The 14,011-nt window shown below is 47.7% G+C and carries 11 protein-coding genes; 4 read left to right on the top strand and 7 right to left on the bottom strand.

Annotation, left to right across the window (positions count from 1 at the left end; genetic code table 11):
- The first annotated feature begins 137 nt into the window (after nucleotides 1-137).
- Both AQULUS_RS04250 and AQULUS_RS04245 read left to right on the top strand, forming a co-directional pair.
- Entirely contained in the window at nucleotides 138-1,520 is a 1,383-nt protein-coding gene (locus tag AQULUS_RS04250; RefSeq protein ID WP_148338862.1) for an FAD-binding oxidoreductase, read from the top strand.
- A gap of 30 nt (nucleotides 1,521-1,550) precedes the next feature.
- Entirely contained in the window at nucleotides 1,551-2,615 is a 1,065-nt protein-coding gene (locus AQULUS_RS04245; protein WP_148338861.1) for a TQO small subunit DoxD, read from the top strand.
- A 67-nt stretch (nucleotides 2,616-2,682) separates the two neighbouring features.
- Here the strand turns inward: AQULUS_RS04245 and AQULUS_RS04240 are convergent, their stop codons facing one another.
- Both AQULUS_RS04240 and AQULUS_RS04235 read right to left on the bottom strand, forming a co-directional pair.
- On the bottom strand, nucleotides 2,683-4,338 hold the full coding sequence (locus AQULUS_RS04240) for a M28 family peptidase (RefSeq protein WP_148338860.1): 1,656 nt from the start codon (nucleotides 4,336-4,338) through the stop codon (nucleotides 2,683-2,685).
- A 162-nt stretch (nucleotides 4,339-4,500) separates the two neighbouring features.
- Nucleotides 4,501-6,129, bottom strand: coding sequence for a hypothetical protein (locus tag AQULUS_RS04235; RefSeq protein WP_148338859.1), 1,629 nt, complete (start codon nucleotides 6,127-6,129; stop codon nucleotides 4,501-4,503).
- 181 nt (nucleotides 6,130-6,310) lie between these two features.
- Here AQULUS_RS04235 and AQULUS_RS04230 point away from each other — a divergent pair, with 181 nt between their 5' ends.
- Nucleotides 6,311-7,705, top strand: coding sequence for a hypothetical protein (locus tag AQULUS_RS04230; RefSeq protein ID WP_148338858.1), 1,395 nt, complete (start codon nucleotides 6,311-6,313; stop codon nucleotides 7,703-7,705).
- A 58-nt stretch (nucleotides 7,706-7,763) separates the two neighbouring features.
- On the opposite strand, the gene AQULUS_RS04225 is transcribed toward AQULUS_RS04230, so the two are convergent.
- From AQULUS_RS04225 to AQULUS_RS04205, 5 genes are all read right to left on the bottom strand, one after another.
- The gene (locus tag AQULUS_RS04225) at nucleotides 7,764-8,927 is read right to left on the bottom strand and encodes a hypothetical protein (RefSeq protein WP_148338857.1); all 1,164 of its coding nucleotides are present in this window, start codon (nucleotides 8,925-8,927) and stop codon (nucleotides 7,764-7,766) included.
- A gap of 194 nt (nucleotides 8,928-9,121) precedes the next feature.
- Nucleotides 9,122-10,555: a carbon-nitrogen hydrolase family protein gene (locus AQULUS_RS04220; RefSeq protein WP_148338856.1), complete on the bottom strand. Its 1,434-nt coding sequence runs from the start codon at nucleotides 10,553-10,555 to the stop codon at nucleotides 9,122-9,124.
- A gap of 136 nt (nucleotides 10,556-10,691) precedes the next feature.
- Nucleotides 10,692-11,357 carry a GDSL-type esterase/lipase family protein gene (locus AQULUS_RS04215; RefSeq protein WP_148338855.1) on the bottom strand — a complete coding sequence of 222 codons (666 nt, stop codon included), beginning with the start codon at nucleotides 11,355-11,357 and terminating at the stop codon, nucleotides 10,692-10,694.
- Between the two features lie 281 nt (nucleotides 11,358-11,638).
- Complete coding sequence (locus AQULUS_RS04210) at nucleotides 11,639-12,514, bottom strand: glycosyl hydrolase family 18 protein (protein WP_172622727.1); 876 nt, start codon at nucleotides 12,512-12,514, stop codon at nucleotides 11,639-11,641.
- A 96-nt stretch (nucleotides 12,515-12,610) separates the two neighbouring features.
- Nucleotides 12,611-12,970, bottom strand: a complete 360-nt coding sequence (locus AQULUS_RS04205; RefSeq protein WP_148338853.1) for a cupin domain-containing protein — start codon at nucleotides 12,968-12,970, stop codon at nucleotides 12,611-12,613.
- 282 nt (nucleotides 12,971-13,252) lie between these two features.
- On the opposite strand from AQULUS_RS04205, the gene AQULUS_RS04200 reads away from it, so the two are divergent.
- The gene (locus AQULUS_RS04200; RefSeq protein WP_148340273.1) at nucleotides 13,253-13,987 is read left to right on the top strand and encodes an HAD family hydrolase; all 735 of its coding nucleotides are present in this window, start codon (nucleotides 13,253-13,255) and stop codon (nucleotides 13,985-13,987) included.
- The last annotated feature ends 24 nt before the right edge of the window (nucleotides 13,988-14,011 follow it).

Raw genomic sequence — 14,011 nt, 5'->3', positions numbered from 1 at the left:
TCTACCCAAGTAAATGATTAATAATGACCTCGCTTGTTACACCGGAAATTTTAAGGTAACGTGATTCTTATACACAACCGGTTTAAACCAGATCTCAACCAGCAGTCCGGCCAACGTTAATTATCAGGATGATTATCATGCGCAATCAGCCACAACTTCAAAAATTTCAATCCCTGCTGCGAGGCCGTCTGATCACCCCTGCAGATGAGGATTATGACAAAGCACGCGCGGTTTATAATGGCATGATTGATAAAAAGCCCGCGCTCATTGCTCAATGTGTAGATGCTGCAGATGTCATCGCGGCAGTCAATTTCGCAAGAGACAGCGGCATGAGAACGGCAATCAGAGGCGGCGGCCATAACGGCCCCGGACTGGGCACGGTCGAGGATGGACTGGTGATTGATTTGCGGCGCATGAAAGGCATACAAGTGAATCCGGTCAATCGCACGGCACACGTTCAAGGCGGCTGCACCTGGGGCGATGTCGATCACGCCACTCACGCATTTGGTCTTGTTACACCCAGCGGATTCATTTCTACCACCGGAGTAGGCGGTTTGACATTGGGCGGCGGCATTGGATACCTTACCCGCAAACATGGCCTGACCATAGACAATCTAGTCAGTGTGGACATGGTCCTCGCTGACGGTTCATTCGTCACGGCAAGCGCTGTTACCCATCCTGAACTCTTCTGGGCCGTGCGCGGCGGGGGCGGCAATTTCGGTGTCGTCACATCATTTGAATTCCAGCTTCATCCGCTCAGCATGGTTTATGGCGGGCCCATGCTTTGGCCTGCGGAGAGAGGCGCCGAACTGCTGGAAATCTGGCGCGATTACATTCTGTCCGCGCCCGAAGATATTAATGGCTGGTTCGCGTTTCTGACAGTTCCGCCTGTTGCGCCGTTCCCGGATCAATTTCATCTCAAAAAGATGTGCGCCATTGTGTGGTGCGATACCGGACGTGCTGATGAAGCTGAAAAACGATTTGCGTCCATCCGCAAACAATTTGGAGAACCCGCGATCGATTTCACCGGGCTCCTGCCCTGGCCCGCCTTGCAGACATTGTTCGACGCCTTGCTGCCGTCAGGATTGCAATGGTATTGGAAAGCCGACTTTTTTAACGACATCAATCGCGAAGCCGTTCAACTGCACGTCAAACACGGCACTCGCCTGCCCACTCCGCTTTCAACCATGCATATCTATCCCATTAACGGCGCGGCGCATCGCATCGATAAAAATGGCACAGCCTTCAGCTTCAGGGATGCGAATTTCGCCCAGGTCATCGCGGGCATCGATCCCGATCCCGCCAACAATGATAAAATCATCGCCTGGGCCAGAGAATACTGGCAGGACTTGCACCCTTACTCGTCTGGGGGCGCCTATATCAATATGATAATGGATGAAGGACAGGACATGGTCAAAGCGGCCTACAGGGACAATTACGGCAGGCTGGTCACCATCAAAAACAAATACGATTCCAACAATCTGTTCAGGATAAACCAGAATATCTCTCCCAAAGGATAATGCCGCCTTGTTCCGGCAGGGGAAGCGCGAGTGAACGACTCCGTTAACGAAATGAACGCGGAACACACCTGGAAACACATCGGTCTCGTGATATTATCCATACGCTTTGTACAAGGATGGATATTCTGGGGCGGTGGATCTCGCCGTTTCATCTACGATCCCGAGAAACTCGATCCGTATTCTTCACAATGGATGGCCAATAAACTTCAAAGCGCCATGCCCGGCGCCATGCTGGGACTGGAACAGCTTGTCAGTTTCATGCTGCAGCACTTCATACTCTTATACACCAGCATCATCTTGTTCAGCCTGGTTGAACTGATTTGCGGGTTAAACCTGGTCTTTGGGTTTTTTACCCGTGTATCAGCTTTCATGACCGCGCTGATCAGTATCGCCCTCATGCTGTTATTTGGCTGGCAAGGGTCCACTTGCATGGACGAATGGACCATGGCCGCAGCCAATCTTTCCATAGGGTTGACGCTGGCGCTTTCAGGGGGATCCTGGCTTTCAGTAGACCACTTTCTTGCCATGCGCCATCCCGCACTTGCCAGAAAATGCTGGTTTATAGCACTGGCAAGCGGCCCCCTGTCCGCGGTCCGGTTAAAACAGGCCAGTCTGGTATTTTTAACCTTTAGCATGATCTTTACTCTGCTGACATACAATTATTTACGTGGTTCGGTTTTCACGCCTTACCATAGCGGCCCGGTCAGCACAGGCGAGCATCACCTTGCGATTGATCATGTCCGATTACAAAAAAATGGAAGCCTCTCGTTTAATGCATATGTGGATGCCGGCACACCAGGAATGCCGGCTTATATCATCAGGATTGAGCTGGCTGATTTGAACGGCTCGGATATGGAAACCTGGACGGGCAAGGAGTTAAGCGCCTTGCCAGCGCAAAATATCAGGAATTATTACGCATACAACCGCATCACCACCGGACCCTACGGTCTGGTCGCCCCACTCAGCGCAAAAGCTGAAATCGTGCTGCCTGCCATGACACATAACACCGCACTGCATTCTTCGCCGTATCAACTCAGAATTTATACCGTCAGCGGAAAACGCTTCACCCTAGAGGTTCAGCCTTCACAGGAATGATCACTCTCTTCAACATCAGGCAGGAAGCGGCACGCATGACGCACCGCTATGCTTGAAACAGAATAAATCAGGCATGGGGATGCCTGATAAATTTCGGAGGTTTAGACATGTTCGCAAACTGATACGCCGACAGATACGCCAGGCGCAGAATTTTTTGCATCTTGGGATAGTCAATCTTATCTGCCGTATCGGAAGTATGATGATAATCAGGATGGAAACCGGTAAACCACCAGAATGCCGGCACATCGTTCAGCACGAATGGAAACTGATCACTGCGGAAAAAGGTATTCAAAGCATTTTCACTGTCAAAGCGGTCGTCGATCACCAGTCCGACAACCTGGTTTTCCTGCCTGACGATCCTGTCATAATCCGGACTGAAATGCGCACCTATCAGATTAAGGCGGTTGCGCGTATCCTTGGGGATGGCGATCAAGCCCTTGGTCTGGGAGCTGGGCTGTTCATCCCGGCCTATCATGTCAAAATTGATCATGGCTCGCGTTGTTTCAAGTGGGCGTAATGGATGCGAAGCCATATAATACGAGCCCAGCAATCCACGCTCTTCTGCGGCAAAAATCACAAACAGGATGGAGCGCTTTGGTTTCATGCCCGTCCTTGCGGCATCATTGACAGCGAATGCGCGCGCCAGCGCGAGCACACCGGCTGTTCCCGAGGCATTATCATCCGCCCCATGCCATATTTTACCCGCTGAACGCCCGTCATGATCATGGTGCGCCGATACGATGATTGTTTCAGATTTCAATACGGGATCTGTTCCTTCCAGCAAAGCCGCCACATTACTGGTTGCGGCAATTCTTCTTGAACTCACACGTTCTTGCATACTGATTCTGGTATTGGCTATGACACGGGACCGCGGCACCAGATCACGGTCTATATCGCTCTGAAGGCCGGATAATGACAAAGGCCCGGCAATGATCCGGGCCGCCTTGTCTGACAGCACTGCTACCGGTATTTGCAATTCATCGTTTTCAAGCGTCATGGATGGCAGCGGAAGCTTGCGCGACGCGGAACCGCCAATACGCAAATAGCGCTCCTGGTTAGAAGGATGTTTGCGATTGGGCTCCGGAACGATCAAAATGCCAATCGCGCCGTGTTTTTGTGCGTTCAAGGCCTTCACGCGCGTTGTCGCATAAGGCGTGTTGCCCAGACCGTTGAAAATGGACGCGGGATTGGTTTCCTGGGGTTCGTGCTCAAACACCATGACCAGCTTGCCTTTGACATCCAGGCCTGCGTAATCATCATATTTCAATTCCGGAGCCGTAATGCCATACCCTGCGAACACCACACCCGATTCCAGGTTGATATCACGGTTGAAATCGGTATAAACATCGGGCTTTTTCCACATTACCTTCCTGCCGGCGCGCTCCATGGCGACAAAACTCTGTTTGCGGTCGGGTATATATTCAATCACATTGAATGTCTGCAGATAACTGTTCCCATTGGCCGGCTGTAATCCCGACTGTCTGAAAGCATTGGCCAGCCACTGAATTGCGCGTTCATCGCCGCGAGTCAAGGCAAGGCGTCCCTCCATCTGGCGAGATGTCAGATAAGCCAGATCAGAACGTATATCAGCCTGCTGTATGGAATTCCAGCCAGTCAACAGGGAAAGAGGAACCGTCTGCGCACCCGATGCGGGCAGGATGAGCAAAAGGAAAAAAAACGGGACAATCCGTGGAATAAAACGAATGAAAACACCTGGGTGCATAATCTTGCCCTTCCTTAGTAAAATGGTTCATATTGCGTGCGGCGCATGACAAGAAAATGATTATACTCAAGGACTCCAGAAAGGAAAGCACTGACATTTGGAGTCCCTGGCGGCTTCATACAGTCAGGCAGATTGACTGGATACGCCGACCGGCATATGTGCTCAGTGATGCTGAGGACCATTGTCAATCGAGCGACTATCGACAGACGATGAAGGATCGGGAGCCGTCTTCATTTCCGAATCCCTGCTTGCCAGACGGGAATCCGCGGTTTGCTCAAGTATGCGTTTTCGGAATGAATCGAGAGTAAAATCTTTCATTTTTTCTTCAACCTTGTCGAGATGATCCTGGTGCTCAATGAGAAATTTCGCTGTGCGGACAGCCGCTTTCTCCAACTTGTCGCTGGCACGCATGTTACGATCGGAACGAAAATTCTTCTGCACACTCTCATAAGCGGTTTGGCCTTTTTTGTTCACCTTGAGCGAGCGCTCCGTCATGTCGCGAACAGGCCGGGTTTCCTCGCCCGGTATCGTCCTGGTATCTGCATCCTCCAAAAACCGGGACGACTGCATGGTCCGGTTCAACGACAAGGGCACGTAACATGCACGGACTTTGACATCATCAAGATCCGCATAAGAAACCCTGTCACCGGTTTGATGACTTTCAAGGTAGCCAAACAAGCCGGTGCCATCGTATTTGGGGTCCAGATATTGTTCCAGGGTGTACAAGTGCGCAACGTCATCAATAGAAAAGACAGAACATCCCGCGCCTGAATTTTGCCGCTTTTCCAGGGAATAATAAATCGGCGAATCCGGAAACAAGGCGGCAAAATGTTTGACCGTCTCAGTGGCGAATGAATTATTGTTCAGCGCGCCCAGTGAATCAATAATAAAGAGAGAAGCACGACCCTGTTCGTCAATTTTGACCTCTCCCGCCACCCAGTGAGTTCCCGTCAGAATGAACTTTTCCCGCGCAGGCCTGGGACCGTCTTTGAGAATTTGAAGAAACCCCCTGAATTCACTCTCATGTTCCTCAAAATTATCCTTGCGTAAAACTGTTGGATGAAAAGACTCTCCTCGTCGCGAGGCAATTTGCGCGCATGCCAGCAAACCACCCTCATAATTGATTCGACCAAATCCGTTAACAAATTGCTGCATCATGCCAGAGATAAAAACGCGCGTGCGCTCATTTTTCATATCCAGCAGGACGCGGCCCATAACCTTTTTTTCATTATCCAATCCTTCAAAGATTTGATGAAACAGCTCAGGATGCGCCGACTGCAAATCATTCAGCAGGGCTGGATGACATTTTTTTATGCAAAGCGGAATCAAGACATTCAGGATTTGCTCGCGCCGGACCTCATCCATGCGCTTCAATACAAGATTGGCTGCATCGCGAAACTCCAGATTGGAAGAAAGCAGGTTAGCCATTTGTCTGGGATCCCAATACGGGGCAACATGAAGAAGAAGATCAGTGCAGGTTTCCGGATTGGTATGACTAAGATTATTTAACACCTTGGCAAGCGAGGCAGCCAGCGCCTGTTGCAAATAACTTGCGACTTCTCTGTCTTCACGGGCGGCCTCGTTCAGATAATCAAGCAAGGCCTTAAATTTATGCGTATTTGCGAGATAATCCTTGGCGAAGAGAAAACTGAAATAATCCGGTGAAAGCGAACCCGATTTTTTTTGTATTTCCTTAAGCACTAGCGCATGCTCTCCAAGCAGGATTTGCGCCTGACTGCTTAACACAGACTGAATATTTCTGCGAAAAAGCGGATTTGCCGTTCTTCTCATATACATGACTCCTAACCGGAATCCGGATATCTTGCGGCAGATATTGATATAAAAATTATAGATTAAGGCGGCGAATATTCAAGGCGGCCCGGATCATGCCGTCTCATGGTCCGTCCAGGAACGTCACGCGCGGCGTGCCGTGCTATAATTAACATATAATTATCATTTGCAGAGTCTTAAAGTGAAAACCATCATTATTGATTGGGATCACTGTGCGATTAGCAATGACGATTTAAAGAAATTAATTGAGAAAACGATTTTTCCTGATGTGAATGTCGTTATCGCTTCTTCTTGTGTTTCCAGTGATATCATCAAAAACCGGTTAAATGATCTTTGCCCTGGGCATGCAAACACCATTCAGGATATTGTTATCCTTCAGCCCGAGACATTCATGGCCCAGAGCGAATCAAAAAAAAACATAGGCCACAACAAACTTGATTTGATGGATGATTATATGCCTCAGGATGCGGACTATAATGATTACTTGTTTATATCAAACAATTTGTTTGCAAGGCAAAAAATAACCCAGGCTGATATCCCTGTCGGCTCCAAGCTGCCTGAATACAAAATCAGAATGGCCAAAGACCCTGACCGTCCGGTGCAGCAGCATTGGCAAAATTTCTCATTTGAAACATCTCAAACCCTATTCCCGTCCACAGGAAACCGCTTTGGCGGAAAGGTCAGCGTGGTTGACAAGACCCGTTCGGACAAGACTTCTTCATGGTACGCCAAGGAAAAGCCCGCTGAAAAAATCAACTTTGTCCAGATCGAAGTATTCACTGGTGAGTTGTTGAGATTTTTACTGGGCGAAACCCTGCCAAAGACTCGGTATCTCACCCGAGATGACAATCTGTTTGTGCTCTCCAAAAGGATTGAAGGCTTCACTAATCTGAATTCCGTTGAAGCACTCGAAACGCTGAAAGAAAATAACTACAAAGGGTTGCTGCCTTTGCTTTTTGCCTGCATGTTCGTGGAAGAAGCCGATTTGAAACCTGACAACATCGGTATCGATGCAAAGGGTAACATTACCAAAATTGATAATGACGGCACATTCACCAGCATCACCTTCAGCATGTCAGGAGCAAACGTGCCTACGTATTCCGCTTTGCGCCAAAATTTAGTGGAACAATTCGGATTTTCAAAAGAAGATATAGATTCACCCCATGCGCCAGAACATTATTCTCCGCCACTCTGGCCTAAAACTCTTTTTACTGACAGCGCGGTGATTAGCAAGGAAAATCAGGAAGACATGTATTACTTGTGGGCAAAAATACTGTCGGCATCAAATGTCATCCTGCAAATCATGAGTAAAACCATTGACTCAGCTCCATTGAAAGCAACCCTGGAGGCGGTATTAACCGCCAAAATGGAAAAACTGAATACTTATATGAAAGATCACCCTGGATTCATTGAATTTATGTCGAATAATGGCGAAAGGGTAATGAACAGGATTCGGGAGGAAATCGCGGAATTTGCAAAATCCAATCGACGTTACTTTGCCGGCGCCAATGCCTCTTTGCTCAAGCCCGTGGAATTCTTTCAAGGCAACAGCCTGGATTATAGAAAATCCGACTAAGATTAATGTGAATAATGATCGCAGCCATTCCCTCTCGTGACACTTTGGCCTGTCGGTCTCATTTTTTTTGCGTGTGCGGCCTGCGCGGATGGTCAGGCTCTCTGACGGTAATGACTCCGTCTTTTTGCATCCGCAGATATTGCCTGAGGGAAGCCGGCATTTTGGGATCCAGGGGATTTTGCTTGACACTCAGAATTTCCATCATGGCTTCGTTTTGGACCGTCGATATGGCAGCTTCATGCCCGGCAAGCTCCAGAGCCCTAACCTTGACAGACTTGATGATTTTTTTCAGGCTATCACCACGCATAGAAAAGAGAGAGCTTCTCGCCGCGCGCCTGTTGACCTCTGGCTCAAGCATATGGAGTTTGATTATCCTCATCAAGTCCTGCAACATCAGAATATTATCAATCCGTTGTATGGTATGAGGCAACGTCTTGAAAATCTGTTTTTTCGCCTCGACATCTTCGCCTTTCATCGTCATGATCAAGGCTGTAATAAAGCGGCCGTCGGCGACCGGATAAAAACTCTCATCCGCGTTGTCAGGGTTATAGTGTGCGGCCAGGTGGGCAGGTGTATAACCCCCGTGAGAGAATCCGGTATGCCTGATCGAGCAAAACTGACCGACAGGGTAATCGCTTTTATCCATCTCTCCCGGCCGTATGCCCTCGGCATTGAGTATATTTTCAATTTCATATAACGCTGTGCGAATTTTTGATTCCTGTCCCGGAACAGGATAGACCGTAATCTGCATCCCCTGACCTATGCGTGTGGCTGCTTCAATTTCTTCACGCGGAAATCGCTCCCGGACATCTTGCTGAATATCGCCTGTCGCAGACATTTTGACAGCAAACATGCTCTCGCTCCCGCCGGCATAGCGGTTGCCGGTTTGTCTGGGATAATCTTCCATGTCTCTGTATGTTTCAGGAAGAATCGTCACCTTGAACAAATCACAACCGTTCGCAGCGAGTATCGGAAACACAAGGTCCCACGCCCGGCCCAAATCAGCAGGGTCGATGCTGATATGAACCTTCCAGTTATTCTTTTGTATTTCACTTTCAGTCTCCCTGTCCAGCGAGGCATGACTGAAAATAACAAATGGCCTTGGCCAGCTGACATACATTTTATAATCCGCATGTCCGGCAACCGGAACATCATCCGTCATCCTGCCAAACTCCTGGCACAGTGCGCCATATCTCCAGTTTTCTTTTTCATCACGCTGCATACTCAGCCCTCATGAAATGGTATAGGCTTATACTTGATGGTATCCTTTCTTTATTATATCCCAGGGCGTTCCTGTTAAAGGATTTCAATACAAAACAATCAGCTAGCTGTTTATACCGCTTCTTTCCGGCAAATCTGTCAGGATGATGACAGCGCCGGAGAAACTGAGAATGTTCAATGAACACTCTCAAGAAATTACTTCCTTCTTCCGGGACGCTCGTTCATGGCCGGATCCATGCCGCCACTCCTGGTATTTTCATTTTTCGGAATGGGCTGGCATCGCTGTCTGACATACACGTCAATCCTGCTTATCGCCTGATCAAACCACATTTTCGCCTCACCCTGAATCACACCACGATGCTCTTCATAAATCCTGATGATCTGTTGTAAATCCTGACTGAATGTTATCAATTGCTTGTCGCCAAGCCAGCCCATAACGGGAGCGGATATTTGCAGCGCAATTTTTCTTAATTCGTCAATCCATAGATTTTCACTCTCAACATCCTTTCCACCGCCAGTTAATACCAGCAAGCCGACACTTTTGACCGCACCGGGAATAGCCGACATGAACCATTTGTCACTCAAATCCCAGTCTTTGAAAGAGGGTGTTAACGCAGATCTTAAACTGAAGCGGCGGACAACTTCACGACTTGGACCTGTCGGCTTGGTACCCAGCAGACGCGGACCGGAAGCACCTTGATGCCTGGAAACCGGGGATTTTATATTAAGAGGTATAGCTGTGACCGCACAGCAAATATCCGTGCCGATCGCATTCATGGGAACAGCCTGCATGGTGGTCAACACTTTATTTCCAAGCACTTCGGCATTAATTCCCATACGTTGATACCGCCAGTTATTACCGGTGCTGTCTGTTTTGGTCTGCTCCCGCATAATAACGGGCTGGGTCATGTAACATTGGGTGCTTTCAAGCGTTTTCAGTATTCCGCAATTTTTATTTCCCTCCAGTTCGCACACCACAAAAAGCCCGTCGTTTTTGCTGCTGGTCGCGATATTGCTCTGGCGAATATTTTGGCCGTTACAAATCAGCACATGTATATGAACGGGGTTGTTGCCGGCTTCCTCTCGCAAGACACACTCTTCATGATCCAGGCAGATTTCAAGTCCAATGCGTAACCCATCAAATTCGAAAATTCCCGGCTTTTTCCCCTCCGTCATCGGGACAACGCGGTCACCCGACCTGATCGGGCCTGTGGATTTCTTTTTATCATAGGAATCCATGCGATTTTTCGAGATGAGATAAGAAGTGATTTTATACGAATCAAGATCAGCGGAGAAATAACATATCGCTCCGGATATAATCAACACGCGCTCACTCACATTATGGCTGAGTGCCTGCAATTTATCCTGAAATAATTGATGTTCTTTAGCGCTATATGCCTCCTGGCCACCTTGACATGAGGACGGAGAAAAAATATTTTCCGGTGCGATGACAAGACTAATTGAATTCTGATCTATTGCGCTCTTGTTTTCAAAATCAGTTGCGGCTTCTCTAACTATCGATTCAAACGCTTCGATTTTATCTTCCAGGCTCTTGTTCTTGAATGTCTGCCAATCGGGATTCCAGGTATAAACAAAAACCACATGGCTTTCGCTATTTCGCACTTGCATCAAGCACCACTCTCGCCTTTATCATTTTTTATGTGGCGCGATTATACCGATAGCGTATTAACGAAATATTATGCAACAAGCTGCCCGTCCGGTTCCGAAGTCCTTTCCGGATAAACCGGCAAATAGGTGTGAGACGTCAGGGGAACAAAGACTTGATTTTTTCGTCCAGCAATTCCGCCACTTTTCGGTGTGCCGCCAGGTCATAATGCACACCGTCAATCGTTGACGGTGACACATTTATTGATAAGTCCATGAAATGACATTGCTTTTCAGCCGCAAGACGCGCGAACAGCGGGATCGTTTCCATGGCTTTCCTGACAATCCCCCGGAGAAAATGGACGCCATTTTCATCCGTGAAATTTTCCACGAACGGATAGGGGATGGCCGAGGTGGTAATGAGAATTTCCGGTGCCTGGGTCAGTCCCGCCCCATATTGTGATGATTGTATCAGCTCTATCAGGTCCGCGAGACCGTTTTTAATGTCTTCCGGTGTGCGGTTGAAGTAAGTTTTCATATCGTTGCCTCCCAGCCCAAGCACGACCAGGTCCACAGGCGCATGCGAATAAAGGCAAGACGCCAGATAAGTTTTTCCATTTCTATCCGGCGGCACGGAGTAATCAAGATTCGTTGTTCGGCTATTCAGCCCTTCTTCAATGACATAATAATTGTCACCTAACAGGGTTTGCAAAAGCCCTGTCCAGCGTTCATGGCGTGAGTATCGCGATTTCAGCTGCGAATGATCCGCGGCAGGAACATACCCCCACGTATTTGAATCGCCATAGCACAAGATGGTTTTTTGCATTCATTTTCTCCAGATAAATTCAGGCATCAGAAACCGGCGCAATCTGACGCCTCTCTCTGTCTCACATGGCAAGACATTCGCCCGGATTTTCTTCTGTCGTCGCGGTAAAAGTCGTTGTATTCAGTGACGGCCGCCCGCTTGAATACACGGCAAAAGGATTTTGCGTCACGGCAGCCGGCCTTGGCCCGCAGGGGCTGAAATTTCCGGCACAGTCTATTATTATGCAGTTATTAAGACAACATTAAATTTCATAAACCGTTTGATTCCCGTGTGCGTGGAAATTACCTGATTTTATCTTGCAGGCAGCCAGGCAACACATCTAACCGCAATTGGTCATTTTCACTCCTTAGCAGCCTGGAGAGATAATCCTGCGAAGTTTTCGTAATATCATAGACCATCATGCCTGCCAGGTGATTATTGACAGAATACTGTCCAATCGCGAACGGGTCCGGATAGAATCGCGAAGCCCATCCACCCAGCATCAGCCGATCGGCAGTCATGCCATTTTGCAGATATTGCGTAAGCCTGCCGTCAAAATTTCCATTTGAATACGACATCTCCCATCCATAATCGAGGTATTCTGAAAGTTTATGACCGTTATAAGATTCCTTGAAATAATAATAATCGTTAAACAAGGCCTTGGTCAGCAGCTTGCCTTTAAATGCCGGATTGGATTTGATCGCCTGAGCAATCATGGTGATTGAGTAATTATTCGGCTTGCAGGTCGAATATTCATCATCGATATCAATGCCATCAAGATGAAAGTTATTGACCGTGCTGACGATAGCATTTGCGAATTTTTTTGCGGCAACGGGATCAGTCATGCAAGCCCATCCGGCGTTTTCATGATTACCCAGCAAAGTGACCAGCACCTTCATGCCTCGCTTTTGCAAGTTTGCCACTTGATCTGAGTTAAGTACGGCGGATACATTGCTATTAAAATAGATTTCGGGTGAATCGGGTGATTTGCCGTTTATATTAGCCGCAAATATGGAAACGATATCAAAATAAGGTTTCTTTGTATCTGATCTTACATAACAGGCCGTATTTTCCATATTATTTGCATTCACTTCCACGTATGCCATGTTAGCGGCATTCACATTATTCACAGCCATACTTATGAAAACAGCCGCACCTGCGAGATTCGATTTTTTCATGAAATTCCTTGTCATAGCGATATGAATTTATGACTAGCCGTCAACTTTTATATTTCCGTTTATTACACGTACCAAGCAAAATGGTAAATGGTTCTGTCAAATACGGTCAAGGTCGCGTCGTGTAAATTCATTCAAAACATCGCCGGTATTTAATGTTGACTTAGGCTCAATTAACATGACATGGACTTCGTTTTCCGCGACCGGCAAGTGCTCCACGCCTTTGGGAATGACAACAAACTCACCCTCATTCAGATAAATGTCTTCCCCTCTCAATCGTATTAACAGCCTGCCCTTGATGACATAAAACAATTCATCTTCGTTGTCATGTTTATGCCAGGCAAACTCGCCTTTGAGCTTGGCAAGCTTGATATGCGAATCATTCAAGTCCCCAACCACCTTGGGCGACCAGTAATCCTGGAATAAATCAAATTTGTTTTTGACATTGACTTTTTGCATACCAAACCTCGCCATTGCATTGAAAATAGCCATCCTGGTCCACGATCATCATAATAAAGTATACTCTTGCGATACACAATCTGATGTGCCAGGCATTGTCTGTGCAAGTTATCAGATGTACCATTTGCGCACCAATCAGGCTTCAGAAAAACCATCATCCGCACTGAAGCCTTTGAGTCAGTTATTTGCAGAAATACCCCGCCGCCATTTGACTTTTTACGAGTTTAAAGGAAAATGAACACCATTGCCGTGCCAAACACCCGCCTGAAAAGTGAGGAAATCATGTTTAAAGCTGTCATATTTGATTTTGATGGCGTTATCCTGGACAGCGAACCCCTGCATTACCAGGCATGCTGTACCGTGTTCAAACAGTTGGGATACGCGCTTTCTTACGATGAATATACCGAGAAATATATAGGGACATCCGACAAGGACATGTTTCCCCTGCTGCTGAAAACCATAGGCCTTGATTTCACCTCTCATGAAGTCCAGTCATTAATCAACATGAAAGTCGAGGCATATATTCACATCATCCGGCACCATGACAGCCTTCCCATGATACCCGACCTCGATAACTACCTTTCAAGCATAAACAGAGATACCACAAAAATTGCCATCTGCAGCGGTTCAACAAAAAATGAAATCCGGATTGTTCTCGAAAGACTGCTTCAAGGCAGATTACAGTCTCTGTTTGACTGCATTATTACATCGGACGATGTCACCCACGGCAAACCTTCGCCCGAAGGATACCAGTTAACCGCAAACAGACTGGGTGTTAAACCAGCTGATTGCCTGGTCATCGAAGATTCACCCCATGGCGTAAGAGCCGCCAAATCGGCAGGCATGTACGTCACCGGGCTTTCCACAACCTATCCCGCCAGCCAGCTCGCGCACGCAGACAAGATAGTGTCCGGATATCGTGAATTGATGCAACTCCACATCGGCGACCCCAGCCTGTCAGCACCCCAGGTCAGCCTCAAGAAAAATGTCAAAGAAAACGCGTCAGATTATTCTTGATATGACATACTGTACGCATACAAT

The sequence above is a fragment of the Aquicella siphonis genome, from assembly GCF_902459485.1.
Taxonomy (GTDB): domain Bacteria; phylum Pseudomonadota; class Gammaproteobacteria; order DSM-16500; family DSM-16500; genus Aquicella; species Aquicella siphonis.
The sequence above is the reverse complement of the archived record's forward strand: the minus strand, read 5'-3'. Positions and strand labels throughout refer to the sequence as shown.